Source organism: Marinitoga lauensis (assembly GCF_004135675.1).
GTDB lineage: Bacteria > Thermotogota > Thermotogae > Petrotogales > Petrotogaceae > Marinitoga > Marinitoga lauensis.
Map to the genome: position 1 here is coordinate 197,555 of NZ_QHLX01000005.1, position 24,678 is coordinate 222,232.

A 24,678-nucleotide genomic window follows, 5' to 3' on the forward strand; every position below is an offset into this window, starting at 1 on the left:
GCCCTTAATTTCAGACTGTTGACAAAATAAAATAAGAAAAAATAATATGAGCGAATCCTAAACATTTCGCGGAGCGAAAGGGGTAATGTTGTTTTTTATAATAAAATATCCATCCTAACCCTTCGCGAAGCGAAGAGTTTAAGAATTTTCACCGGATGAGCGAATATTATTTGATTATTTTATTTTATACTAATAGAAAAAATATGCATTGTAGGCTTTTTAGGTAGGTAAATATATTTAATAGATTTATTCTTTAATTTAAAGGTATTTAAATATATTTTTGGATTAAGATTTTCTTTAATTCCCATACCATTATATCGATACACTGTATTTAAAACAACCTCTTCTCCAAAAATAGGATTTTGACACCAATCTGAATAGGACCATTCATTTTCATCAATTGTTCCATCTGTATATTCAATAATAAACTTTTCTTTATAACTTCCATGTTCTGATGAACCTAAAATATATAATTTTTCCCCTATAATATTATTAAATTCAATTTTTTGACCTGAACATATCAGATTATCATTACCTTCAATATTAACCTTAAATGGAATACCATTATATTCTAAAATTCCTTTGGTTAGATACTTTTCTATTTCTTCTGCAGGATATTTTGCACCAAATACACCATCAGGATTATCAAAATTTCCTTCTTTTCTTTTAGAAAATGTAGTAATTCCATCATTATTAAAATATGGAATTAAATCTAAAATTTTATAACTATTTAATATTTCCATTTGTGGTTTAATATCAACTATATTCTTTGTTTCAGGATTTTTTCTTCATATTTAATGCTACTTATTCCATCTTCTTTTATTAAAAAATAATCGTTTTTATATCTTACAATATATGAATATTTTTGTGGGATTAGCAATATTTGGTCAAGATATAAAGTTTCGTTATTTTCTGGGGTAATTGATATTGTCAATTTTCCTTTTTCCAATTTTATGGGTATAAATATTTCATTTGTCGTTAGTTTGTTTCTTCCAGAATACACTTTTATTTTTGAATGCGGAATTTTACCCATTAAATATATATAATAATCTCCTGAAAAATCTATTCTGGATTTTAAAGCTATTTTTTCATTTGTTTTTATTCTAATATTTCCGGTATTATCTAATTCAAAATAATAAATTCCTGAATCCATTTTTTCGGCTTCTAATAATTGAGCTTTATTTCCGCCTATAGTTTTTGAGTAATAAAATTTTTGATATTTTAAAGGTAAATTATTTAATCTAACTATTGATAATAATGCTGAAATTGTAGACTCAGCCCGGCATTTTGATTTACATAGACTGAATGCATTCCATCGTATCCTTCACCATTTTTTCCTAACATTGGAAAATTCAACTGATTATTTCCAGCAAAAAAGACCCAAATAAATATGCTTTTATTGCATAAATATCTTTTTGAGTTATTTCATATAATTTAGATAATGTTGATATTATTGTTTCTAAACCATAAGATAAATATGGATATCTTTTTATATAATCTTTAATTTCATAAACGGGACCTATAGATAATAATAGATCATAAAACTTCACATATTTTTCTACAGCTTTTAAGTAATTTTTATTTTTAGTAATTTTATATGCTTCAATTAATGCCTCACCTTGGCGAGAACCCATGAATGCCATAAAAATTGTTCTTTATTTCCTTCGTTAAATACACCAGCAAAAGGTCCTTTATTAATTTGAAATTTTATGATTGCTTTAGATAACAAATTTATATAATCTAAATCTCTTTTATTTTTTGAATACTCATAATATTTGATTAATCCTAATAAAAAAATTGATGTAACATCTGTCCCTTTGTTTAACAAATAATTAGAATCTAAATTTTTGATTAATACAGTTTTTGCTTTTTTAGCGGATTTAATCAGTTTTTCGTTTAATTCCTTATCCGGAAAAATATTTATAGCATTGCTTATTGCCCAAAAGGCTCTTGCTGCCCACCAACTTCCAGACTTTCTGCTGGTAATACCATATTTGTTAATTTCTCCATTTTCAAAAATAAAATTATAAAAATCACCATCTGTATCTTGCATATTCATAACAAAATTCAAAGCTTCTTTAGCGCGAATATAATAAAATTCCTTTTTTTCATGTTTATATAATTCTGTATACAAAATAGCAACTCTTGATACATCGTCAACACAAGTAACTCCTTCCCTGGAGCGCTTTTATGTATAAATTTATCTCCATATTTATCAGCATAAATCCAATATCCTATTACTTTTTTATTTCCTATTTTAAAATTGTCTCTTAAAAATTCGAGATGATTAAAGTTTATATCAATAGGAAACATATAGATTGCTAAAGAAATTATAAATACTAAAATTGAATTTTTTTTCATATAATCCCTCCAAAAAAAGGGCACATATTGAAATGCGCCCTTATATTTATCTTTAATTATTCTTCTACAATATGAATTCCTTGAATTTCAGCTGTTCTTTTTTCCAAGAAATCTATTGCTTCATTAGTATCTCTTGATTGGAAAATTGAATAATATCTATTATATTTTACTACATCGCCTGCTTTAAACTTTGCCATCCAATATTTCCCAACATTTTCTTCTGAATAGGGCGGAAAAATACCTTTTGTAGCTTCGTAATTATCCATTTCTCCAGGTAACCATCTAAAAATACCATCTCTAAATTCTCTGCTTTCATAGAACCAAAAATCATGGAATACAAAATCTTTCAAATCAGAGTACAGTATAGGCTTTTCAGGAAGAATTTCAGCTGCTCCAATTCCAAATTTAGGAGAAAAATTTGCTCTCCAATTTTCTTCAGAAACAAATGCATAAGTAGCTCCCCACCATAAAGGTTTCATAGAATCTATTGCAGAAAATTCTATATATGGTTTTCCGTTAACATATTTTACAGCATTTCTTTGTGTCCAGTAATCTAAAGGTGAACTATTTAATTGTTCAGCCCATACCATTCTTCTAAACATAGGTAAGATATGTAAAGCGTTATCATCGATACTTGTAATAGGTGCAGTTGCCATAACCTGTAATTTCATTATATCAACATAATTAGTAAATGAAAATGTGTTTTCTACTAATACATCGCCTGTTTTAAAAATATGAGTAACTATATGTTGATTTAAACCAGGTAATAATTTTGAATATAAATCAGCAATTACAGTAACAGCAACAGGCCAGCATTTAACACACGTACTTTTTCTATTTCTAAACCTGATGATGTCATTTCTACATGTTTGCCTAATTTTCCATCTACATAAAATGTACTTCCAGACCAACCTGCTATTCTTGCAGTTCCCAATTCGTTGTATATTGTTCCTTTAATATCTTTATATCTAACAAAATTTGCTAATCCGTATTTATTTACCTTGATGTCAAAATCTTTAGATGTAACTAGATATTCGTCATTATCTTTTTCTATTGAAAAATAAGGTTTGAATGTCATTAAATCCATATTAGAATCATCAGAAATGATTATTTTTGCATCTTTTTTAAAGGTAAATAATAAAACATCTTGAGAAGATATTCTTTTATTATTATCCATATCATCTATTTGATATGGTAAATAATTCCCATTTTCATCTACAACTCTAATGGAATACCAATTAGCTTCAAAATCATCACCAATAATATCAAGAATTTTTGAAAAAGAAATTGAATAGGGTACATCTAACCACGTCATTTGGTCTGTTTTGACCTCAATAACTTTTTCTCCAGCTAAAACAAAAATAGATAACGACATTAATAAAACAATTAAAAAAACTTTTCTCATAGTATTTTCCTCCCTTTTGTAAATTTAGGTTAAGCGCTTACTCTATATCATTATATACTATAATAGTTTTTGTTCCAAACCATTTGAAAGACATTTATGAGTAATTATGACCAAAAAAGATTAAAAAATCATCATTACTAGTAAATTTCTTTTATTTTTATAAAATGAATATTAAATTAATTGTTTTTAATAATATAAACAAAATGTTAGAAAATAACAGTTATTTTCAAATAAAGTTCAATAAATGGAGTCTTTTAAAGATAACTCTTCTTTTTGAATTTTTATATTTTATGTATATATGCTATTATTAATTAGGTTAAGCGCTTACTCTAGAGGTGATAATATGGCAAACATTGAGGATGTTGCAAGATTGGCAGGTACATCAATAGCAACAGTATCGAGGGTATTAAATAATAAAGGGAAATTTTCCGAAAAAACAAAAATGAAGGTTTTAAAAGCAGTTGAAGAATTAAATTATAAACCTTCAAGTCAGGCAAAACATCTCGCAAAGGTAAAATATGGTTTTAAGATTGGTGTTTTAATTAGTGAAAGAATAAAACATATTTTAGAGAAAAAAAGAATGAGTTTGGTGAGATGGATTTTTACTCAACAGTTCTAAAAGGTATATATGATGGAGCAAAAGAAAATAAAGCAGAAACAACTCTGATGACTTTTGAAGATTTTAAGAATAAAAGGAAAAAATGTGATGGAATTTTAATAATAGGTTCTGATCCAATTCCAAAAGAGTTTTTAAATTGTGAAATACCTACAGTTTTAGTAGATAACTATATTGTTGGAGAAAAAATAAATGCTGTGATTTCTAATGGATTTGATGGAGCATATTATGTTATTAATAAAATGATTAAAAGAAATTATAAAAGAATAATTCATATTCATGGTTCTTTAGAATTTTACGGTTTCAGAAGGAGATTTGAAGGATACGAATTAGCGATGAAAAATAATAATTTGTTACCAATGACGTATGAAGTAGCAGAAAATCAGGAGTCTATAAATTATATAATAGATTTAGTTTTGGATAAAAAACCAGAAGTTATTTTTGCATCGAATGATCCTATTGCAATAATGGTTTTAAATATTTTAAAGAAGAAAAAAATAAATGTTCCTAAAGATGTACAAATAATAGGATTTGATGATATTGTATTTGCATCTTCAACACAACCAGCCCTTTCGACAATTAAAGTATTTAAATATGAGATGGGGAATGTAGCGATTGAAAGAGTAATTGAATTAAGTAATGGTAAAAATTTACATCCATATGTAACTTCTTTGTTTACTGAATTTATTGAGAGAAAAACCACAAAGGGGTATAGAAAAATGAAAAAATTTTTTATATTGGCATTTGTTTTTTTATTGATAATTTCTGTTTTTGCAAAAACAAAAATAGTTTTTTGGACAGCTCCAAATCCTAATCAAGAAGCATACTGGAAAAAATTAGTAGCGGAATACGAAAAATTGAATCCAGATATTGATATTGAATGGACGACAATACCTGCAGCAGGAAGCTCTGAAGAAGCAATATTAAGTGCAATAGCTTCAGGGAGAACACCGGATATTTGTACAAATATCTTTTCTGGTTTTGCTGCACAGTTAATTGAGTTAGATCAATTAGTTGAATTAAATAAATTACCTGGATTTAATGATTTAATTGCATCAAGAAAGATGGAAAGTATTATTAAAGGCTGGAATTTTATGGGAAAAACATATGTTTTACCAATTTATTCAAATCCAATATTAATGTGGTGGAGAAAGGATATTCTAGAAAAGTACGGGTGGGAAAAACCGCCAAGAACATATTCGGAAATTTATGAACTTTCAAAACAATTCGTTATACCAAATAAAAAATATACAATGAGAGTTGTTGCTGGAAGAAATTGGTGGGATAGATGGTTTGATTATATTACATATTATTATGCTGCAAGTGAGGGAAAACCTTATATTGATTTGAAAAAGTATAGAGCTATATATAATAATGATGCTGGAATTAAAGTTGCAAAATTTTTTGAAACAATGTTTAAAAACAAATGGACAGCTGTCGATTTAGGGAATGCACCATTATATAATGGAGTAATATTAGGTAGTTTGAAAGGACCTTGGGAAATACCTTATGCGGAAAAACAATTTCCAGAAGTTTTAAAAATATAGAAATTACTCCTCCGGTAGTTCCAGATAATTATCCTGAAAATAAACCAATATATACATTTGCAGATACTAAAGGATTAGTTATATTCAAAAGCTCAAAAGTTCAAAAAGAAGCATGGGATTTTGTAAAATGGGTATTTTCTAATCCTGAAAACGATAAATTATGGTTAGAAATGACAAAAATGCCTCCAGCAAGGTCAGACCTTCTTACAAATAATTTATTTAAAGAATTTTTTGATAAAAATCCATTAGCAGCACAATATGCAAAATATGTTGGATATGCTGTACCTCCAGCATTGATATCAAAAACAGTTGACGTTCAGGATGAAATGACGGTAAGTTTGATAGAGCCACTTATGTATGGTAAAGCGGATGCAGAAACAGCAGTTAAAAATTCTGTAAAAAAGATTAATAGAATAATATGGTGATTGTATGGTTACAAAAATGAGAAAGAGAGAAGCCCGAAAAGGGCTTCTTATATCCTCCACATATTTGGTTTATGCAGCTATATTTTGGAGTATCCATTTATATGGCTGGTAATTTTAGCATTTTCCAGGTGGAGATATGTTGGGAAACCTCAATTTGCAGGATTTCGAAATTTTTTAAGAGTATTATATGATCCAATATTTTGGAAATCTTTTTTTAATGTATTAAATTTTTTAATGTATTATATTCCTATAGTTTTGATATTTTCGCTATTATTCGCATTAGCCTTAAGTAAATTAAAATATGGAAAAACTTTTGTAGCATTGTCTTTTTTAGTTGCAAATGTTTCGTCTGGTGTAGCATATTCTATAATGTTTTCCAAATTGTTTGCAGAAAATGGTCCGTTAAATCAATTAACTTATGCTTTGTTCAACACTACTATTCCGTGGTTTACAAGTCCTCAATTAGCAATGTTTTCTATTTCATTAATTGTTGTATGGAAATTTATAGGATATTATGGTTTAATTTTATATGCTGGTATAATAAATATTCCCAAGAGTATATATGAAGCAGCTGAATTAGATGGTGCTAATAAATATGTGAAATTTTTTAAAATAACATTGCCACTATTAAATCCGTCTATAATTATGGTTCTTGTGTTTGCAATTTCACTGTCTTTTGGAATATTTACAGAACCATATATGATTACCGGTGGAGGTCCAATGAGAAGTACATTAATGCCAATGATGGTTATGTATACATCTGCATTTCAAAAATTAGATCCAACTTATGCAGCAACGATGTCTGTATTTACAGCACTATTCAGCTTTGGGATTATATGGATAACCAGAAAATTATTGGAAAGAGAAGTGGAGATAGTATGAAAAAACTAAGTAGTATTATTTTTCATATAATAATGTTTAGTCTAGCTCTTTTATGGTTATATCCATATATATGGTTATTTATGGCTTCTTTAAAGCCATCTAATGAAATATATACAAGATTTTGGCCGACACATTTCACATTAGAACATTTTAAGTTTATTCTTGAAAGCGCTGAAAAAATGCAAAGACCATTTATTAGAGCATTTTTCAATAGCTTATTTATTTCTATAACTGTAACCGGATCTGTTGTTTTAACTTCATCTATAATATCATATGCTTTAGCCAAACTTCGATTCAAAGGGAGAAATAAAATTTTTAATTTTTTAATATTTCAAATGGTTTTTCCTGGATTTATGTTTACTATTCCATTATATATATTAATAAGGAATTTGGGACTATTAAATACATATTCTGCATTAATATTACCCAGCATTATGAGTGGGTGGGTATTTTTATGATTACGCAAAGTTATAAGGGAACACCAAATGATTATATTGAAGCAGCTAAAATGGATGGAGCGACGGATTTATGGATAATTTTTAAAATAATGATACCATTAAATAAATCTGCTATTTCAATAGTTTCTTTATTTACTTTTATAGGAATATGGGATAATTTCATGTGGCCACTTATTGTCATGAAAGATTATAATAAAATGCCTTTATCGGTTTTATTAGCGAGTTTTAATCATGAATATGGTGCATATATTGGACCAATATTAGCTGGGTCTGTTATACAAACCATTCCTATGGTTATCTTGTTTTTAATCTTTAGAAAGTATTTCTTACAAGGTATTTCAATAACATTAAAGTGAGGTGTTTAAGTTGGAATTAAAATTAAAAAGACATCCTTTAAATCCTCTATTTTCACCAAATCCAAATCATTTGTGGGAATCAAGATTTGTGTTTAATCCTGCAGTGGTATATGATGGAGAATTGTTCCATATGTTATATAGAGCACAAGGAGAAGACATGGTATCAAGAATTGGATATGCTGTAAGCACCGATGGTATCCATTTTAATAGAATGGAAAATCCTATTTTTGAACCAGAAGATATAACAGAAATGTATGGAGTTGAAGATCCAAGGCTAACATATATTAATGGAAAATATTATATGTGTTATACAGCATATTCACCAACAAATATAAGTGTTGCGTTAGCTTCTACAACAAAATTCTTTACATGGGAACGACATGGAATAGTTTTGCCTGAATCTCCAAATAAAGATGCTGCTATACTACCAGAAAAAATAAATGGAAAATATGTAATGTTTCATAGATTAGAGCCAGATATATGGTTAGCTTTTTCTGATGATTTAATTCATTGGGGAGATTATGTAAGTATTGCTAAACCACGAGAAGGTTATTGGGATGATGTAAAAATAGGTATTGCTGGACCACCATTAAAAACGGAATATGGTTGGTTATTACTTTATCACGGTGTTCAAAATGGCCCCAGATTTACATATAGACTTGGTTTTATGCTATTAGATCTAAATGATCCTTCAAAAGTTTTAAAAAGAAGTGAAAAACCAATACTGGAACCTGAAGAACCCTGGGAAAAATTTGGCGGAGTTCCAATGGTAGTATTTTCTGATGCTATGATTGAATATAAAGATCAATATTATATTTATTATGGAGCTGCTGATAATTATATTGCTTTAGCTACAATATCAAAAGATGAAGTTTATAAATGGATAACTGAATAATCAATAAATCAAGGTCCTATTTAGGACCTTGATTTATTATATTCTTGAGATATTTTGCTATAACATCTATTTCATAATTAACCAGATCATTCATTTTTAAATATTTTAGATTAGTATTTTTATATGTATGATCAATCACCTGTATTTCAAAGGAATCTAAATCTTTTTTTGCAATAGTTAAACTTATCCCATTTAGTGAAATAGAACCTTTCTCGATAATAGCCCATTTTTCATCTGGAAATTTAAATTTCATCCAGTAAGTATTATGAGATTTTCTGATATTTAGAAATTTTATTACACCATCAACATGACCAGATACTATATGACCCCCAAGAAAATCAGAAACACGTAATGCCCTTTCAAGATTGACGATTTTATAATTATAATATTTTAAATTTGTTTTACTTAAAGTTTCTTCTCCCATTGAAAAAAATAACTTATTATTTTCTATTTTTTCTACAGTTAAACATACTCCATTGATTGCTATACTCTCACCCAGATCTACATTTTCAAAAACATTATCAATAATTATATTATTATTTTTAAGTATCATTTTTGACATCTTTTGAATTATTCCTGTAAACATGTTTTCAGCTCCCAATAAATATTATCACCTATTTTTTTATTTTTTATAGGACAAAATTTAATAGCATTTTTAATTTCCAAAATTTCTAAGGTGTTAAAAGGGGATAAACCATTCCCAATAATCTTAGGTGAATAAAAAATATGCAATTTGTCTACAAAATTATTTTTTAAAAACAAAGACAAAATATTTGCACCACCTTCAACAAGAATACTATCTATGCCTTTGTTATATAATATATTTATTATTTCAAAAATATCTGATGTGTTTATTATCTCAACATTTTGGGGTATATTTTTAATCTTCTTTTCTGTAAATATCATATTTTTTCCATCTTCTTCAAATATTTTTAGCGCTTTCCCTTCAAAAACTCCATCTTTATCAAGTATTACTCTAATAGGATTTCTTCCTTTTTTTATTCTACAAGTTAATTGCGGGTTATCTGTTATTAATGTATTCGCTCCTATTAAAATAGCAGAATAATAATTTCTGAGTTTATGAACAAATTCTCGTGCTTTTGAATTCGAAATCCATTTAGAATCAAAGTTATTGGTTGCTATAAAACCATCTAAAGTCATAGCAAATTTCAAAGCAATAAAAGGTCTTTTTTGAGTTATATATGTAATGAACACTTCGTTTAATTCTTTTATTTCCGCTTCTAATATTCCATGTTTAACTATTATACCGGCATCTTCTAATATTTTTTTACCTTTACCATTTACCAATGGATTTGGATCTAAAATTCCAATATATACTTTTTTGAATCCTTCTTTAACTATTCTATTAGCACATGGTGGTGTTTTACCATAATGTGAGCACGGTTCCAGGGTTACATACATTGTTGCACCTTTTATATCGATATTCTTTCTTTTAGCATTTTCTATTGCTACAATTTCTGCATGCCTTCCACCATAATACTCATGATGTCCTTTTGAAACTACTTTTCCATTTTTTACTATAATTGCTCCTACTAATGGATTAGGATTTACTTTCCCAATACCCTTTTTAGCTTCCTTTATAGCGAGTTTCATAAAATACTCGTGATTCATAATATCAGATCCTTAATTGTTTATTTAAATTTGCCATTTCTAATGCTGCCATTGCTGCCTCGAAACCTTTATTACCTACCTTTGCACCAGAACGATCAATGCTTTGTTCTAAGGTATCAGATGTAACTACTCCAAAGGTTACAGGAATATCTGATTCAAGATTAATTTGAGCAATTCCCTTTGAAACTTCATTAGCAACAACTTCAAAATGATATGTTTCTCCTCTAATAACAACTCCTAAAGCTATTATTGCATCATAATCTCTCTTAATTAATTTTTTTATGACAAATGGAATCTCAAATGCCCCAGGTACCTTAAAAATTTCAATATCTTTTTCATCAACATTATGTCTTTTTAACGCATCTATAGCTCCTTCTAATAATTTTTCTGAAAAAAAGAATTAAATCTTGATACAACAATACCAAATTTCAAATTTTTACCTTCAAAATTACCTTCAACAAAGCTCATATAGATTCCTCCTCTAAAGTAATTTTATGATTCATTTTCAGTTTTTTTATTTGTAAATAAAACTTATTCTCTTCGGTAATTTCACCAAAATGTTTTTCTTCTTTTATAACTTCAATACCGTATTTTCTTAATTGATTAACTTTATCCGGATTATTTGTCATTAAAATTATTCTTTTTATATTTAATGATTTTAAAATTTGCGCCGCAATTGCATAATCTCTATTATCTATTGGCATACCAATTTTTAAATTAGCTTCTACCGTATCAAATCCTTTATCCTGCAATTCATAAGCCTTAATTTTATTTGTAATCCCGATATCTCTTCCTTCCTGTCTCAAATAAATTATTAATCCATTTCCTAATTTATTGATTTTCTGCATTGCACGATGTAATTGGCTTCCACAATCACATTTTCTTGAAGTTAATACATCTCCTGTTACACATTCAGAATGAATTCTTACAAATAATGGTTCTTTCTTTAAATCACCTTTATAAATTGCGAAATGCTCTTTACCATCAAATTTGTTTTCAAAACCTATTATTTTAAATTTTCCAAATTTTGTTGGAAGTTTGGCTTCTGTTATAGGTGAAATATATAGCTTCTCATTTATAACTTCTGTATATATATCTTCTACGTTTATTAAAGGTATAGAATATTTTCTGGATAGATTTTTTATATATTCGAAATTATGTGAGTTACCATTTTGATCTAATATTTCTATTAGCATAGCAAATGGTTTAAATCCCAATAATTTCATTAATTCAACAGAGGATTCAGTATGTCCTTTTCGATTATTAATTCCAATACTCCCTAATAATTGAATATGCCCAGGATATTTGAAATAACTTATATCTTGTTCACTTGAAAAATTTTTTATTGTTTCAGCACGATCTCTTGCTGATATACCAGTATTAGTACTTTTATGATCGATAGTTATAAAATAATTTGTGTTTAATTTGTCGGAATTATTAGAAGGTAATTTAAAAAACCCTTTTTTTATTAAATAATCTTCTTGTGTTGCAAGACATAAAAGTCCTTTTCCTTCAGAAATAAAAAAATTCACAATTTTATCATTTGACATTTCTGCAGGAAAAATAAAATCCGCTTCTACCTCTTTTTTTCCATCCCAGATGATTATAGGTTTGTTCGAATTAAAAGTTTTTATAATTTTAAATTTATCCATAATATAACCTCCTAAAAATAATAAAGCCCTGGATCTCTCCAGGGCAATTATTTATCATTATTCTAGCTTTAAATATAACAAAAATCGCTATATTATAAGCTATTATTTTCTCTCCTCCCATCCAGACTTTAACTGTCGGCTCCGGAATTCCACCGGATCAACCTTAAAATTTAATAAGGCTCGCGGGCTTTAACCGCCGGTCGGGAATTTCACCCTGCCCGGAGAGTATTTACTTTTTTGATATTATAACATAATATTTAAAAAAAAACAACCTCCGAAGAGGTTGTGGCACAGTTTATTTATCGTTAAGGGAGGATAAATCATTTATCTTTATATGATTTTGAGTAATCTTTACGTTAAATAATTTCTTCTTATAATATATATTGAATTCCATACTTTTCCAGTGAGGTGGTAACCATGGTTTAAAATTTAATTTTTCATCTTTATCGATATTCATTCCACCAAACCCATATATAGCAGCTTGCCAGGTTCCACCAGCACTTGCTGCATGCAATCCTAAAGCAGTATTTCCCTGATTGTCCTCTAAATCAACAAGAGCTGTTCTTAAAAAATGTTCATAAGCTTTAGAATGATTCCCAATAGTTAATCCCATTATTGCATATATACTGGGGCTCAATGAAGATTTATGCATTGTTCTTTTTTCATAATATTCAAAATTTATCTTTTTGGTTTCATAATCAAATTCTTCAGACAATAAATGCATCAGCATTAAAACATCAGCCTGTTTTATTAGTTGATATTTATTTAATTTTGTTAAATCAACGTTTTCTGGCCATTCTGGCATATTTTTTTCATTATATTTCGTAATAATTTTATCTTCAAGTTTAAAATATCCTTCAAATTGTTCTATTAAATGAGTAGTTTTATTCCATGGAATAAATATTTTATTTGATACTTCTTTCCATTTCTTTAATTCACTTTCAACTAAATTTATTTTTCTTGATATTTTATTATAGCTTTCTGGAAATTTTTCTTTTATTATATTTATATATTTTAAAGCTTCTTTTATATTCCATCGAGCTAAGTAATTGGTATAAAAATTGTTTTTTACATGTTCATGAAACTCATCCGGTCCAATAACTTTATTAATTTCATATCTATCTTTATCTTTATTATATTCTGCCCGAGAAACCCAAAATCTTGCAGTTTCAAAAAATATTTCAGCTCCGTAATTTAAAAAAAATTCCCAATCATCAGTAGCTCTTAAATATTCTCTAATTGAAAAGGCAATATCCGCTGTAATATGATATTCCATATCTCCTGTCCAAATCCTAACCTTATTACCGTAATAATCTTCTCCCCATTTTGGAGTTTCTTCTTCACCTGTATCTGCAGACTCCCATGGATATTGAGCTCCCTGATATCCATTTTTTTTGGCGTTTTCTCTAGCTTTATCTAATGTATAATATCTATACATTAAAAAAGAACGAGCAGCTTCTGGGTATTCATAAATATAAAATGGTAACATAAAAATTTCTGTATCCCAAAAAACATGCCCTTTATATCCTTCTCCGTGTAATCCTTTAGCACCAATACTTACCATTTCATCATCTGGATTTGCAAGTGATAATAATGAAAATATATTAAATCTTAATGCTTTATCTGCTTTTTCATCTCCATATATTTTAATATCTGCCACATTCCAACGTTTTTCCAGCTTTTTTTTATGATTTTCCAAAAGCTTTTCTATACCTATATTCTTTGCTTTTCTTATTTCTTTTAAATTGTTTTCATGAAGATTATCATATCTTCTTGAATCTAAAATACTGGTATAAATGTTTATTGTATATTCATTTTGTGGAACTGGATCTATATCAATTGATTGTGCAATAAAATCTATATAATTTCTGGAAACTTTAGAATGATAGTTTTCAGCTTCAACTGAAGATAATATTCCTACTTTATAATTTTTATCTCTTGTACAAGCTTCTAAATAAAGGTAATCATCAGATACAACATGATTGGATAAGAAATAATGTTTTACCCTTTCTTTTGGATGGAAAGTAGAATTTGTTGTTTTTCCATCAATAAAATATTCTAAAGTTATTCTATCTTTATAATTTTCTGGAACTATTTTATACTTCATTAAAGCTAAATTTCTATTATCATGACTTAAAAATCTATATCCTTCTATTTTTGTAATTCTATTTTTTTTATCCTTTAATCTCATCTCTTTATATAATAAACCCTGTTTCATATCTAATATTCTTTTGTAATCCAATATTTCACACTCAAATGGATTTAAATATTCATATTTTAAATATATTTTCAATCCCCAAAAATATGGTAAATTAACTAATTCTTTTACCTGAGATTCTGATTTGTCAAAAATACCTGCAACGTATGTTCCTGGTGTTTCATTAAAAAATAAATCTTCGAAAGTTCCTCTTACTCCTAAATAACCGTTTGATAACGTGAAAATAGTTTCATTTACAGGAGAAACTTCAAAATTATTTTTTTTAATTAACCATTTTTCTTCTGATAATTTCATCATTTTACCTCCTGCAATAATTTTTCTAATTTTTTTATATTTATTTGGTATAAGTTTGTAACGACAATTGTTGCATGTTTTAATTCATTTATATTGTTATGCCTTGCTAAACCTACAGTAACCATATTAGCATTTAAACCAGCATTTACACCTTCTATTGCATCTTCAATAACAACACAATTTTCAGGAGATACATTCAAATTCCTTGCAGCAAGCAGGAAAATTTCAGGATTTGGTTTTCCATTAGTAAAATCATAACCAGTAACTACCGTATCAAAAAGATTATATATATTTAGCGTTTCAAGTATTTTTTTTGTGTTTTTACTGGATGAGGCTACAGCTATTTTTATCTTATTATTCCTTAATATTTCTATTAAATTTATAGTATCTTCAAAAATTTTTGGAGGGGTTTTTTCAACAAGCTCCAAAAAATAATTTTGTTTTTCTTCAGCCATTTTTTCTAACATTTTTCTGTTTGCATTTACAGCTACTGCAGAAATGCCCTGAATTCTGGGTTTTCCATCAACTTTCTCTTTATATATATTAAAATCAAAATAGTATCCATGTTTTTCAAACATTTTTTTCCATGCTTTATAATGTAAAGGAACTGTATCGGTAATTACACCATCCATGTCAAATATTACGGCTTTTAACATATTTATTCCTCCTAACCTTTAATTGCAGAAGCTTTTCCGGATTCAATAAACTGATTTTGAAAAGATAAGAAGATTATTATCATAGGAATTGTCATAATAATTGATGCTGCCATCATATATTGCCAGAATGTATAATATGAAGTTTTGAAAAAGTTTAATCCCATAGTTAAAGTATACATAGTTTTATCAGAAGTAATTATTAATGGCCACATAAAGTCATTCCAGGCTCCTAAAAAAGTATATATAGCTAATGCAGTCATAGCTGGTTTTGCATTTGGAGCTACAATGGTAAAAAATGTTCTGATTATACCTGCCCCATCAATTCTCGCTGCCTCTTCAAGTTCTTTAGGAAAATTCAGAAAAAATTGTCTCATTAAAAAAAGGCCAAATACCCCTGTCAATTTTGGCAAAATTAAACCAGTATAGGTATTAACAAAACCAAACTTTACCATTAAATTATATTGAGGTATCATAATAACCTGAAAAGGAATCATCATCGTTGCTAAAAAAAGAGAAAACCAGAAATTTTTTAATGGAAAATGCAACCTTGCAAATGCATATCCCCTAATGTATCTAAAATCAAATGACCCATAGTTAGTGCTCCTGCGTAAAATAGGGTATTTAATATCCATCTTCCATATAATGGAACTACTTCAAATATTTTTATATAATTTTTTAAGGTAGCATTAACGCCAAAAACTTTTGGTGGAATTTTAAATAGATTTATATTTGGTGGCCATTGCATTATATCTATACCAAATTTTTCACCTGTATCTGGATTTATACCGTTTAATGGGTTATTGAAACTAAAAATGCCCAAAAGAAAGGAAATAATGATATTAATGCATAAAATATTAAAATTATATATGAAATAGTTTTTGCTAAATTAAGCTTTTTATTCATAAAATTCACCTCAATATTCTTCACGAATAAACTTTCTTTGTAAAATAGTTATAAATAAAATAATAGCAAATAATACCAATGCTAAAGCAGATGCGTACCCCATATTTCCGTATTCAAATGCATTTTTGTATATGTAATAAGAAATAGTAATATTTCTCATATTTTTTATTAAAAAATATATTTGATCAAAAACCTGCATACAACCAATAGTCCCATTATCATTACAAATAATATTTGTGGTCTAAGCATTGGAACTGTGATTTTCCAGAAAATTTTTGAAGGCGAAGCGCCATCAATTCTTGCTGCTTCATATATAGATGTTGGTATATCCTGTAATCCTGCTAAAAATGTGACCATAAAATATCCGGCTGTTGTCCATATATTCATAACCATAATTGCTGGTAATGCAGTGTTAGGATTTTCTAACCAGGCAATTGGTTGAAATCCAAATATTGATAAAAATCTATTTAAAATTCCCGGTCTTGAGTATATCATCCAAAAAATCATTGAGATTGCGGCCGATGATGTAATTGCTGGAATAAAAAATGTAGCTTTAAAAAATTTTATCCCTTTTATTTTTGAATTAGCGGCAACAGCTAAAACTATTGCTAAAAATGTTTGGACTGGAACAACAATAATAGAATAAAAAAAAGCATTAAATAATGATATTCTAAAATATTGATCTTTAAACATTTTTTTAAAATTTTCCAAACCAAGAAAATTTGGGATATATCGTTTAAATGATGAACTTCCTTTTTAAGATAAATAGACATAAAATCGGAAATTTTCATTTCTTTATTTAACTTCCCATCTATGAAATCTTTTAATAACTTATTTATATCGAAATAGTTTTTTATTATATTTTCTTTTTTGTATCCAGGTTTATACCAACATCAGATTTAATAAAAGTCATAAGATCAAAATAGTTTTTTATTTCATCAATTGATTTAACTTCATTTTGAAAAAACCAAGATGAAATTCCAGTGATTCCTGAGGATTAAAAGTAACTTCTAAATTTCTCGCATTTAAAGGATTATAATCAGTAAAACTATAATAAAATGCCGCAAGTATCGGATATATAGTAAAAACTATTATAGTCAAAATAATAGGTGATGCAAACAAATAGCCTATTAAAATTTCTTTTGTTTTCCACTTCAAATGCATAAAAAATCGCCACCTTTTTAAATTTGAAGGGGGAAAATCCCCCTTCAAATTATTTTCCGCTGATCCATTGAGGATAATTTTCTTTTATTTGTTTCAATGCAGTTTCTAATGTAATTTTATTATAAAATAAATCTTTCAATCTTGAATTAATCTGATCATTAGCTATAGAAAAAATACCAGTTGGTGTTGGAACACTCCATGGTTGAGCATATTCAGCACCTTTATAAAAAGGCGTTTTCATAGGATCTGTGTCTTTTAATGCCAGATCTTTTCTTGAGGCTAAAACACCAGCTTTTTCAACAAAAATTTCCTGACCTCTTGTTACTAAAAATTTTAATACTTCCCATGCAGCTGATTTGTTTCTGGATTCTTTATTAATAGACCATGAAACAGTATAAACCATAGTAGACTTTTTAATTAATGAAGGCATTTCCACAATTCCCATCTTCTTATATACATCAGGATAAGATCCCTTCAAAAATCCTAAAGACCATGGACCTGACATACCAATTGCAACCTTTTCTTTTCCTAAAGCCTCACCAATCCATCCGGCACCTACAGTTTGAGGTTCAACAGCAACACCATATTTAGTTACTAAATCTATATAAAATTTAAGCCCAAATTTAGATGCAGGTTCATCTAAAGCAGTATTTAAATTCTCATCAACTAATCTACCCCAGCTCCTAAAATAAAAGGTATTACTCTATTGAAATCTGCTGCTAATACCATAGGTGTTTCAAATCCTTTTCGTTTCAATTGTAATGCTTTATCCAATAAATCAAACCATGTATCATTATTGGTAGGGTATGGGACACCATATTTATCGAATATTTCCTTATTATAATATAATGCTAATGTTGAAAAATCTTTTGCAATACCATATACTCTGTTATTATATTTAAAAGCATTTATCAAAGATGGGAAATAAGCATCAAGATCAAAGTTATCCCTTTTTATATATAAATCTAATGGTAGCAAGACATTCTTTGAAGCAAATTCCTGGAAAAAATATACATCAACATAGAAAATGTCTGGCGCTGTTCCTGCAGATAATCGCGTTTTTAGTGTTTCGAGATAATTTCCTGGAATAGGTTCCCATACTACTTTAATATTACTATGAGTAGAATTAAATTCTTCAACCCCGCCTTAATAGCTGCTTCTTCATCCGGATTTCCGGGCCATCCAGAAATCTTTATAGTTGTTACAGCAAACAAAGAAGAAACAATAATCATAGTTAATAAAAACAACCATGCTCTTTTCATAAAACACCCTCCTTTTAAAGTAATGAAATCGATTACATATTTAGATACATAAAATCTATTTTTTAAACTTTAATGTACTTTCTCTTATAGAAATATCAACTGGTATTATTACATTTTTTACTTCTCTACCTGAAGATAAATAATGCAGCATTTTTGCGGCATTATAACCAATTTGATAGATATTTTGATTTATTGATGAAATTTTTAATATTTTAGATGAAGGTAGATCATCGAAACCTATCAATGGTAAATAATAGTTTTTTTCATTCATATAATCATATACACCATAAGCCATTAAATCTGAACTACAGAAGATACCATCATAATCTGTTAAATTGATTTTTTTAATCACATCATATCCAGATTTTCTACTAAAATCACCATAAACTATATCTAAATTAATATTAAAATCTTTTTTTGCATTTAAAACACCGTTTAAACGCTGATAGGTAACAGCAGGTCCTAAACTTCCACTAATAAACAATATGTTTTTACATCCAATTTCGTTCAAATGCTTAATACCTAAATATCCTCCTAATTCATTATCTGGATCAACATATATAAAATTATTTTTGTTGTTTCTACCTATTACTATATAAGGAAAATTAATAGAGTTTAAAAATTCAATTCTTTCATCATTGTCTTCAAGATCTGTTATAAAAAAACCATTTACTAAATTACTTTTTATTAATTTTTCATAATGAACAATACAATTTTTCTTTTCATGTGAATCTAAAATAAGTTTTAAATCATTATGAAAAAAATATTCTAAAATTCCGTTTAAAAAAGGATGCGTATATGAATCGTTTTCAGTAATATGATTTCTTCTCATAACTAAACCAAATAAATTTGAAGACCTTTTTCTTAAAGATTTTGCACTAAAATCGGGTTCATATCCATATTTTTTAATTATTTCTAAAACTTTATTTTTAGTTTCTTCCTTTACTTTAGAAGAATTATTAATAACTCTGGAAACTGTAGCAACAGAAACTCCAGCTAACTCCGCTATATCCTTTATTTTCATTATCAAACACCTCTTTTTTGTAATCGATTACATTTTTATTATAACAAAAAAAATACAAAATAAAAATTACAAAAAAACAGGAAAATAGGTTATAGAGTATAAATATCTATGATTAAAGAAAAATATTAAAAATTTTTTTATCTATACTAAAAAAAACACCCTTTAAAAGGGTGTTAAAATTTTTAATATTATTTTGAAGGAGTATTTTTAAATGCTTCTTTTAAAACTTTATTTAAATTTTCATAAAATTCTTTTCCCTGTTCTCCTAATTGTTCTATCAAATATGATTGTTGTTGCAATAAGGAAAATGCAGTTTTTGGATTATAGATTAGCACTGAATGATATTCAATTCTACCAGCCTTCATTACATAATATTTTGCCACAACCTCTGCACCAGTTTGAATAGTTTTTGCAAAATTTGTGCTTACATTTTTAAATACATTATTTGCTACTGAAACCACTTTATCGTTATCAGTTCCAGTTGATGAGCTTTGCAAAACTCCTTGTGCCCTTTGTTGGAAATCTGTAACTACAGAATTTAAATATCTTGCTAATTGTTCTCTTGCATCTTGTTCTGCCTGAGTATACATAATTGATCCCATTCCAGGGCACCTTCTGCTATACCATCAAAATATAATAAAAATCCTTCTTTTTTTAACTGTTTTAATTCTGCCCCTTTTCCGGCTTTTTTAAATTCTATAACTGCTTCTTTAGGTATTTCTGCAATTTTTACGCCATCAATATCAAGTGGTTTAAATGGATAAGTTAAGGTATTGTATAATAATATTCCGCCTAATACTAAAGCTACCAATCCCAAACCTACTCCAGTCCATAATATTACATTATTCTCCATAGAATCCCTCCTTTATATTTTCTGTAAATTTAGTTAATTGTTTATCAATAAAATTATATCATAAAAAATAAAAAATACAATTAAATTTTATTGATTTTTTATATTTTTTCATATATAATAATTCGTAAAGCTAAATAATTATGCAATGGGGTGATAATATGCAAAAAGAATTAAAGCTCTACTTTTTTAATAATGCTATTTTAGCATATTCATTTATAACAATATTAATTTCTCCAATGTTTGCAAATAAATTAGGGTTAAATGTTTTAGAAGCAGGTATGGTGTTTTCTACAGTTTATGGAATTCAGGCATTGTTGACAATAATTATTGGGCATTATTTTGAAAAAAAATCTCCTAATATTGGATTAGCAATTGGAAGAATATTATTTTCTATAGGAAATTTAATTTTAGCATTAGCTTTTAACTCTTATCTTTATTTAATAGCTCAAATATTGATTGGAAGCTTTGACGTATTTGCTCCATTGATAAGTATGTACGAAAGAGCAATTGTTCCACCCTCTCAAAGAAATAAATTTTATTCTTATTTAATATTGATTTCAGAAGGAATAAAAATATTATTATTTTTGCCAATGATATTTTTTATAGATTATAATAGTACCACGATTGCATTTTATAGAAATATCTTTATTTCAGTATCTATTTTTAATTTGATATATGCATTTGTAATATTAAAATTATTGCCTTTTGTTAATAGTGGAAGTGATTTACATGAAGAACACATCAAAGTACATAAACCGAATTTAAGAAAATTTATTACTGTAATGATAAATCAAATAATGTTTTTTGCCAACTTTGGATTTGGAAGTTACTTAATAATATCTTATTTTGTAAAAGAAACATTGAATGGTGACGCTAAAGTAATGATTATATATGAAATAATATTTTCTTCGACAGTGTTGAGTTCTATGCTCTGGAAAAAGAAAATAAAGATTTCAAATGAAAATTCTTTAATAGTGGGTATGTTCATAATGTCTTTTTTCTATATATTGTTATTATTTAATAACTGGATTACTTTTTATTTTTCACATGTAGTCCTGGCTATAGGTTTTGTGTTCTGGTTTTCTTCAAAAGAACCGTTAAAACAGGAATTTGCACCAAAAAATTTTGGTAGATACGAAGGATTTTTCAACGGATTCAATCTTTTTTCAAAGATATTTACTCCTGGATTAGCTGGATTTATTGCATCAAAATACTCATATAATACTGTGTTTTTTATATCTTTTTTTGTTCTGTTAATTAATACAATAATTACATATATAGGTTTAAAAAAGGGAGCTTAGGCTCCCTTTTAGTTTGTAGACAAAGTACAAAATAAAATAATCAAATAATATTCGCTCATCCGGTGAAAATTCTTAAACTCTTCGCTTCGCGAAGGGTTAGGATGGATATTTTATTATAAAAAACAACATTACCCCTTTCGCTCCGCGAAATGTTTAGGATTCGCTCATATTATCTTTCTTATTTTATTTTGTCGACAGTCTGAAAGGGAGCTTAGGCTCCCTTTTTATTTCCGATAAAAAAGAGTATAATTAAAATGGAGGTGATAAGATGAAAAAAAATATTATATTATTTTTAACGATGTTTTTCTTTATAAATGTATTCTCACAAGAAATAATATTTAAAGATTTTAGTTCATATTATAATAACAAAAAAATTGAATGGATTTTTGACATTTCATACGACGGCTCAATATTGTATTATTTAAATTTCAAAAACGAAGAAATTCCGTATGAAATGGAATTTATAACAGAATACAGAAGTGTTTTAATCTCTGGAGAAAAAAAGGGATATTTGTATAAACTTAATTTAGTTGCTAAAAATATTGATAGAGAAATACTGGGAGAAAGTAACGAAGCTACATTGATTGTATATGATGACGAAGAAGAACCATTAAGGGTTATTGGTGGAAATGTGAAAAAATATGAAAATAAAAAGATTATCCATTTTATATTAAAAAATGTATCCAGCAAAATTATTAAAGAATTTGAATTAAGGTATTGGGGTTTAGATATTTCAGGTAATCCTATTAGAATAAATAGGAGAAGTGTTTTGAAATATAATGAAAAAAATATAAAAATAAACCCTTTGAATATTATAATGTATATATTGATGTTTATAACGAACCAGGTTTAAAATTTGTTAAAGGAGAAATATGGAAAATATTATTTGAAGATGAAACAAATTGGGAAAAGATTATCTATTAATAAATAAACAATCAAAAGCCCGGTATTTGGGCTTTTGATTGTTTAATATACATTATTAGGATTTGAAAGAAACTCTTCTTTAAATTGCATAAATCTATCTTCTTCAATGGCTTTTCTTACCTCTTTTACAAAATTAATTAAAAATCTTAAATTATGAATACTCAAAAGGATTTTTCCAAGTATTTCATCTTTTCTTAATAAATGATGGATATAACCTCTGGTATGGTTTTGACAGGCATAACAATCACATTTATTATCTATTGGTTCAGTAGAATATTTCCATTTTCCTGCTTTTAAATTCACTTTACCTTCCCATGTCATTGCTGTTCCATGTCTTCCCATTCTGGTTGGAAGAACACAATCAAACATATCCATTCCATTTTCTACCGACATTAAAATTATTAACGGCGTTCCTATTCCCATTATATATCTAGGTTTATCCTCTGGAAGTTTTGGTCCAGAATGTTTTAATATCCTTTCTGTTTCTGAATAATGCTCTCCAACTGATAAACCTCCTAATGCAAATCCATCAAAATCTATAGAAGTTATTTGTTTCAAACTTCTGTTTCTTAAATCCTCATGAAATCCTCCTTGAACTATTCCAAATAAGGCCTGATCCTTTTTTGTATGAGCATTAAATGAACGTTTTGCCCATTCAAATGTTCTTTCTACAGATTCCTCAACATACTTTCTTTCTGCTCCAGCTTCAACACATTCGTCAAAAGCCATAGCTATATTAGAACCTATGGTCATTTGTATTTCCATAGATTTTTCTGGAGTCATCATTATTTTGGAACCATCTAAAGGTGATCTAAAGAGCACACCTTCATCAGAAATTTTTCTATCTTTCAAAGAAAATACCTGAAAGCCTCCGCTATCTGTTAATATCGGCTTATCCCAATTCATAAAATTATGTAATCCACCAACATTTCTTAAAACATCCAGTCCAGGTCTTAAAAATAAGTGAAATGCATTACCTAAAATAATTTCAGCTTCGATATTCTTCAAATCAGAATTTTTTAAAGCTTTTACTGTGCCATTTGTACCAACGGGCATAAAAACTGGTGTTTCTATTATTCCTCTAGGTGTATATATTCTCCCTCTTCTTGCATTTGAATTTTTGTCTTTATGCAATAATTCATATTTTATCGGTTTATTATCAAACATTAAATATCCTCCTGTAATTATGATTTTTTCATCACTTAAATTTCTAATTTTGCTTATCAAATTATCAGTTTCTACGATAAATTCTTTAATATCTTCCAGAAATGTTCTTTTATACGCATCATCTTTCAAATAATTTAAATTGTCTTTTACAAGAGTTAATCCAGATTGCATAGTAGCCCATGCATAATATCCTGTAATAATTGCATCGGATAATAAATTTTGATTTCCATATTTAGCAATAATATAAGCATTATTTAAAATTTCATATCCGCATTTTGCAATCCTATATGCTGTTTCTATACTATTTTTTATAGTTTCTTCGATTTTGACGCTATTTTTTGATTTTGAAGCTTCTCTAAATTTATTATAAGCATTAACATCTTCATCAGCTAATTCTAACAATCTTTCTTTACAGACGAGAAAATTTTCCAATGCCTCTTCTATAATTTTTTCATAATCTTCTAATCCTTTTTTGTTTATAGAATATCTGGAAACCATTCCACCTAATGAAGCAGCAAGGGAACCACAAATTGCAGCTAATGCTCCTCCACCCGGTGTTGGTTTTTTGGAATCCAAAGCGTTAGCGAATTCTATTATTTTCTTCTCTTTTATCATATTTTCACCTCCTTGAAAAGTTTTTCTTGTATATAAAATTATACCAGAAAAATTTTAAAATAGTAAAT

26 protein-coding genes, 7 pseudogenes and 1 riboswitch are annotated in these 24,678 nt (G+C 27.7%); of the genes and pseudogenes, 8 read left to right on the plus strand and 25 right to left on the minus strand.

Features of this window, described 5'->3' with window-relative positions; all coding sequences use genetic code 11:
- Window positions 1-179: 179 nt before the first annotated feature.
- The 6 genes from DJ007_RS10040 to DJ007_RS10065 all read right to left on the minus strand — a co-directional run bounded on the left by DJ007_RS10040 (window position 180) and on the right by DJ007_RS10065 (window position 3,272).
- Complete coding sequence (locus DJ007_RS10040) at window positions 180-743, minus strand: beta-sandwich domain-containing protein (RefSeq protein WP_129409442.1); 564 nt, start codon at window positions 741-743, stop codon at window positions 180-182.
- A 17-nt stretch (window positions 744-760) separates the two neighbouring features.
- Window positions 761-1,153 (minus strand): hypothetical protein, encoded by a 393-nt coding sequence (locus DJ007_RS10045; protein ID WP_129409443.1) that lies wholly within the window; start codon window positions 1,151-1,153, stop codon window positions 761-763.
- A gap of 199 nt (window positions 1,154-1,352) precedes the next feature.
- Window positions 1,353-1,634: a glycoside hydrolase family protein gene (locus tag DJ007_RS10050; protein ID WP_129409444.1), complete on the minus strand. Its 282-nt coding sequence runs from the start codon at window positions 1,632-1,634 to the stop codon at window positions 1,353-1,355.
- Window positions 1,607-2,059 carry a hypothetical protein gene (locus DJ007_RS10055; protein ID WP_129409445.1) on the minus strand — a complete coding sequence of 151 codons (453 nt, stop codon included), beginning with the start codon at window positions 2,057-2,059 and terminating at the stop codon, window positions 1,607-1,609. Before DJ007_RS10055 ends, DJ007_RS10050 begins: the two co-directional genes overlap by 28 nt.
- 8 nt (window positions 2,060-2,067) lie before the next feature.
- Window positions 2,068-2,361 (minus strand): hypothetical protein, encoded by a 294-nt coding sequence (locus tag DJ007_RS10060; RefSeq protein ID WP_129409446.1) that lies wholly within the window; start codon window positions 2,359-2,361, stop codon window positions 2,068-2,070.
- Between the two features lie 56 nt (window positions 2,362-2,417).
- Window positions 2,418-3,272 carry a hypothetical protein gene (locus tag DJ007_RS10065; protein WP_165974112.1) on the minus strand — a complete coding sequence of 285 codons (855 nt, stop codon included), beginning with the start codon at window positions 3,270-3,272 and terminating at the stop codon, window positions 2,418-2,420.
- 837 nt (window positions 3,273-4,109) lie between these two features.
- Here DJ007_RS10065 and DJ007_RS10075 point away from each other — a divergent pair.
- The 6 genes and pseudogenes from DJ007_RS10075 (at window position 4,110) to DJ007_RS10100 (ending at window position 8,945) form a co-directional block, all read left to right on the plus strand.
- A complete protein-coding gene (locus tag DJ007_RS10075) occupies window positions 4,110-4,385 on the plus strand; it encodes a LacI family DNA-binding transcriptional regulator (RefSeq protein WP_129409449.1) in 276 nt (91 codons plus the stop codon).
- 239 nt (window positions 4,386-4,624) lie between these two features.
- Window positions 4,625-5,074, plus strand: a pseudogene (locus tag DJ007_RS20340) (substrate-binding domain-containing protein); the annotation flags it as partial.
- A 27-nt stretch (window positions 5,075-5,101) separates the two neighbouring features.
- A pseudogene (locus DJ007_RS20345) lies at window positions 5,102-6,354 on the plus strand (ABC transporter substrate-binding protein).
- Window positions 6,355-6,358: 4 nt separating this feature from the next.
- Window positions 6,359-7,236: pseudogene (locus DJ007_RS10090) on the plus strand (carbohydrate ABC transporter permease).
- Window positions 7,233-8,050 (plus strand): annotated as a pseudogene (locus tag DJ007_RS20350) (carbohydrate ABC transporter permease). Before DJ007_RS10090 ends, DJ007_RS20350 begins: the two co-directional pseudogenes overlap by 4 nt.
- A 10-nt stretch (window positions 8,051-8,060) precedes the next feature.
- Window positions 8,061-8,945, plus strand: a complete 885-nt coding sequence (locus DJ007_RS10100) for a glycoside hydrolase family 130 protein (protein ID WP_129409450.1) — start codon at window positions 8,061-8,063, stop codon at window positions 8,943-8,945.
- 16 nt (window positions 8,946-8,961) lie between these two features.
- Here the strand turns inward: DJ007_RS10100 and DJ007_RS10105 are convergent, their stop codons facing one another.
- The 17 genes and pseudogenes from DJ007_RS10105 to DJ007_RS10160 all read right to left on the minus strand — a co-directional run bounded on the left by DJ007_RS10105 (window position 8,962) and on the right by DJ007_RS10160 (window position 20,603).
- Entirely contained in the window at window positions 8,962-9,531 is a 570-nt protein-coding gene (locus tag DJ007_RS10105; RefSeq protein ID WP_129409451.1) for a riboflavin synthase, read from the minus strand.
- Entirely contained in the window at window positions 9,516-10,577 is a 1,062-nt protein-coding gene (gene ribD, locus DJ007_RS10110) for a bifunctional diaminohydroxyphosphoribosylaminopyrimidine deaminase/5-amino-6-(5-phosphoribosylamino)uracil reductase RibD (protein ID WP_129409452.1), read from the minus strand. Before ribD ends, DJ007_RS10105 begins: the two co-directional genes overlap by 16 nt.
- Before the next feature lie 4 nt (window positions 10,578-10,581).
- Window positions 10,582-11,045 (minus strand): annotated as a pseudogene (gene ribH / locus DJ007_RS20355) (6,7-dimethyl-8-ribityllumazine synthase).
- Window positions 11,042-12,229, minus strand: coding sequence for a bifunctional 3,4-dihydroxy-2-butanone-4-phosphate synthase/GTP cyclohydrolase II (locus tag DJ007_RS10120; RefSeq protein WP_129409453.1), 1,188 nt, complete (start codon window positions 12,227-12,229; stop codon window positions 11,042-11,044). Before DJ007_RS10120 ends, ribH begins: the two are co-directional and overlap by 4 nt.
- Window positions 12,230-12,334: 105 nt before the next feature.
- Window positions 12,335-12,459: riboswitch (FMN riboswitch) on the minus strand.
- 65 nt (window positions 12,460-12,524) lie between these two features.
- A complete protein-coding gene (locus DJ007_RS10125) occupies window positions 12,525-14,744 on the minus strand; it encodes a glycoside hydrolase family 65 protein (RefSeq protein ID WP_129409454.1) in 2,220 nt (739 codons plus the stop codon).
- Window positions 14,741-15,397 carry an HAD family hydrolase gene (locus DJ007_RS10130; protein WP_206076305.1) on the minus strand — a complete coding sequence of 219 codons (657 nt, stop codon included), beginning with the start codon at window positions 15,395-15,397 and terminating at the stop codon, window positions 14,741-14,743. Before DJ007_RS10130 ends, DJ007_RS10125 begins: the two co-directional genes overlap by 4 nt.
- Window positions 15,398-15,408: 11 nt before the next feature.
- Window positions 15,409-15,942, minus strand: coding sequence for a carbohydrate ABC transporter permease (locus DJ007_RS16110; protein WP_206076306.1), 534 nt, complete (start codon window positions 15,940-15,942; stop codon window positions 15,409-15,411).
- A complete protein-coding gene (locus tag DJ007_RS16115) occupies window positions 15,927-16,217 on the minus strand; it encodes a hypothetical protein (RefSeq protein ID WP_206076307.1) in 291 nt (96 codons plus the stop codon). Before DJ007_RS16115 ends, DJ007_RS16110 begins: the two co-directional genes overlap by 16 nt.
- Before the next feature lie 93 nt (window positions 16,218-16,310).
- Window positions 16,311-16,460, minus strand: a complete 150-nt coding sequence (locus DJ007_RS16120) for a sugar ABC transporter permease (RefSeq protein WP_206076308.1) — start codon at window positions 16,458-16,460, stop codon at window positions 16,311-16,313.
- Between the two features lie 8 nt (window positions 16,461-16,468).
- Window positions 16,469-16,993, minus strand: coding sequence for a carbohydrate ABC transporter permease (locus DJ007_RS16125; RefSeq protein ID WP_206076309.1), 525 nt, complete (start codon window positions 16,991-16,993; stop codon window positions 16,469-16,471).
- 237 nt (window positions 16,994-17,230) lie between these two features.
- Window positions 17,231-17,464 (minus strand): sugar ABC transporter permease, encoded by a 234-nt coding sequence (locus DJ007_RS16130; protein ID WP_206076310.1) that lies wholly within the window; start codon window positions 17,462-17,464, stop codon window positions 17,231-17,233.
- A gap of 49 nt (window positions 17,465-17,513) precedes the next feature.
- Window positions 17,514-18,080: pseudogene (locus DJ007_RS19290) on the minus strand (type 2 periplasmic-binding domain-containing protein); the annotation flags it as partial.
- A 50-nt stretch (window positions 18,081-18,130) separates the two neighbouring features.
- Window positions 18,131-18,574, minus strand: a complete 444-nt coding sequence (locus tag DJ007_RS19295; RefSeq protein WP_206076327.1) for an ABC transporter substrate-binding protein — start codon at window positions 18,572-18,574, stop codon at window positions 18,131-18,133.
- Window positions 18,565-18,726, minus strand: coding sequence for a hypothetical protein (locus DJ007_RS16145; protein WP_206076311.1), 162 nt, complete (start codon window positions 18,724-18,726; stop codon window positions 18,565-18,567). The genes DJ007_RS19295 and DJ007_RS16145 overlap by 10 nt, the downstream gene beginning before the upstream one ends.
- 55 nt (window positions 18,727-18,781) lie before the next feature.
- Window positions 18,782-19,750: a LacI family DNA-binding transcriptional regulator gene (locus DJ007_RS10150; protein WP_129409456.1), complete on the minus strand. Its 969-nt coding sequence runs from the start codon at window positions 19,748-19,750 to the stop codon at window positions 18,782-18,784.
- Window positions 19,751-19,938: 188 nt separating this feature from the next.
- Complete coding sequence (locus DJ007_RS10155; protein ID WP_129409457.1) at window positions 19,939-20,352, minus strand: hypothetical protein; 414 nt, start codon at window positions 20,350-20,352, stop codon at window positions 19,939-19,941.
- Window positions 20,301-20,603 (minus strand): hypothetical protein, encoded by a 303-nt coding sequence (locus tag DJ007_RS10160; protein WP_129409458.1) that lies wholly within the window; start codon window positions 20,601-20,603, stop codon window positions 20,301-20,303. Before DJ007_RS10160 ends, DJ007_RS10155 begins: the two co-directional genes overlap by 52 nt.
- Before the next feature lie 158 nt (window positions 20,604-20,761).
- On the opposite strand from DJ007_RS10160, the gene DJ007_RS10165 reads away from it, so the two are divergent.
- Window positions 20,762-21,904 (plus strand): MFS transporter, encoded by a 1,143-nt coding sequence (locus tag DJ007_RS10165; protein WP_165974113.1) that lies wholly within the window; start codon window positions 20,762-20,764, stop codon window positions 21,902-21,904.
- Window positions 21,905-22,172: 268 nt separating this feature from the next.
- Window positions 22,173-22,757 (plus strand): hypothetical protein, encoded by a 585-nt coding sequence (locus DJ007_RS10170; protein WP_129409460.1) that lies wholly within the window; start codon window positions 22,173-22,175, stop codon window positions 22,755-22,757.
- 113 nt (window positions 22,758-22,870) lie between these two features.
- Here the strand turns inward: DJ007_RS10170 and tgt are convergent, their stop codons facing one another.
- The gene (tgt, locus tag DJ007_RS20360) at window positions 22,871-23,995 is read right to left on the minus strand and encodes a tRNA guanosine(34) transglycosylase Tgt (RefSeq protein WP_368359752.1); all 1,125 of its coding nucleotides are present in this window, start codon (window positions 23,993-23,995) and stop codon (window positions 22,871-22,873) included.
- A gap of 96 nt (window positions 23,996-24,091) precedes the next feature.
- Window positions 24,092-24,610 (minus strand): annotated as a pseudogene (locus DJ007_RS20365) (cyclodeaminase/cyclohydrolase family protein); the annotation flags it as partial.
- Window positions 24,611-24,678 lie beyond the last annotated feature (68 nt).

Bases quoted from the DNA above. Each gene is read 5' to 3' on its own strand.
- DJ007_RS10045 (WP_129409443.1), bottom strand. From the start codon at position 1,153: ATGGATTCAGGAATTTATTATTTTGAATTAGATAATACCGGAAATATT.
- DJ007_RS10165 (WP_165974113.1), top strand. From the start codon at position 20,762: ATGCAAAAAGAATTAAAGCTCTACTTTTTTAATAATGCTATTTTAGCA.
- DJ007_RS10150 (WP_129409456.1), bottom strand. From the start codon at position 19,750: ATGAAAATAAAGGATATAGCGGAGTTAGCTGGAGTTTCTGTTGCTACA.
- DJ007_RS10125 (WP_129409454.1), bottom strand. From the start codon at position 14,744: ATGATGAAATTATCAGAAGAAAAATGGTTAATTAAAAAAAATAATTTT.
- DJ007_RS10170 (WP_129409460.1), top strand. From the start codon at position 22,173: ATGAAAAAAAATATTATATTATTTTTAACGATGTTTTTCTTTATAAAT.
- DJ007_RS10120 (WP_129409453.1), bottom strand. From the start codon at position 12,229: ATGGATAAATTTAAAATTATAAAAACTTTTAATTCGAACAAACCTATA.
- DJ007_RS10075 (WP_129409449.1), top strand. From the start codon at position 4,110: ATGGCAAACATTGAGGATGTTGCAAGATTGGCAGGTACATCAATAGCA.
- DJ007_RS16145 (WP_206076311.1), bottom strand. From the start codon at position 18,726: ATGAAAAGAGCATGGTTGTTTTTATTAACTATGATTATTGTTTCTTCT.
- DJ007_RS10105 (WP_129409451.1), bottom strand. From the start codon at position 9,531: ATGTTTACAGGAATAATTCAAAAGATGTCAAAAATGATACTTAAAAAT.
- DJ007_RS10040 (WP_129409442.1), bottom strand. From the start codon at position 743: ATGGAAATATTAAATAGTTATAAAATTTTAGATTTAATTCCATATTTT.
- DJ007_RS10130 (WP_206076305.1), bottom strand. From the start codon at position 15,397: ATGTTAAAAGCCGTAATATTTGACATGGATGGTGTAATTACCGATACA.
- tgt (WP_368359752.1), bottom strand. From the start codon at position 23,995: ATGTTTGATAATAAACCGATAAAATATGAATTATTGCATAAAGACAAA.
- DJ007_RS16130 (WP_206076310.1), bottom strand. From the start codon at position 17,464: ATGCATTTGAAGTGGAAAACAAAAGAAATTTTAATAGGCTATTTGTTT.
- DJ007_RS10155 (WP_129409457.1), bottom strand. From the start codon at position 20,352: ATGGGATCAATTATGTATACTCAGGCAGAACAAGATGCAAGAGAACAA.
- DJ007_RS16120 (WP_206076308.1), bottom strand. From the start codon at position 16,460: ATGAGAAATATTACTATTTCTTATTACATATACAAAAATGCATTTGAA.
- DJ007_RS16125 (WP_206076309.1), bottom strand. From the start codon at position 16,993: ATGTTTAAAGATCAATATTTTAGAATATCATTATTTAATGCTTTTTTT.
- DJ007_RS10160 (WP_129409458.1), bottom strand. From the start codon at position 20,603: ATGGAGAATAATGTAATATTATGGACTGGAGTAGGTTTGGGATTGGTA.
- DJ007_RS10050 (WP_129409444.1), bottom strand. From the start codon at position 1,634: ATGGGTTCTCGCCAAGGTGAGGCATTAATTGAAGCATATAAAATTACT.
- ribD (WP_129409452.1), bottom strand. From the start codon at position 10,577: ATGAATCACGAGTATTTTATGAAACTCGCTATAAAGGAAGCTAAAAAG.
- DJ007_RS10060 (WP_129409446.1), bottom strand. From the start codon at position 2,361: ATGAAAAAAAATTCAATTTTAGTATTTATAATTTCTTTAGCAATCTAT.
- DJ007_RS10055 (WP_129409445.1), bottom strand. From the start codon at position 2,059: ATGAATATGCAAGATACAGATGGTGATTTTTATAATTTTATTTTTGAA.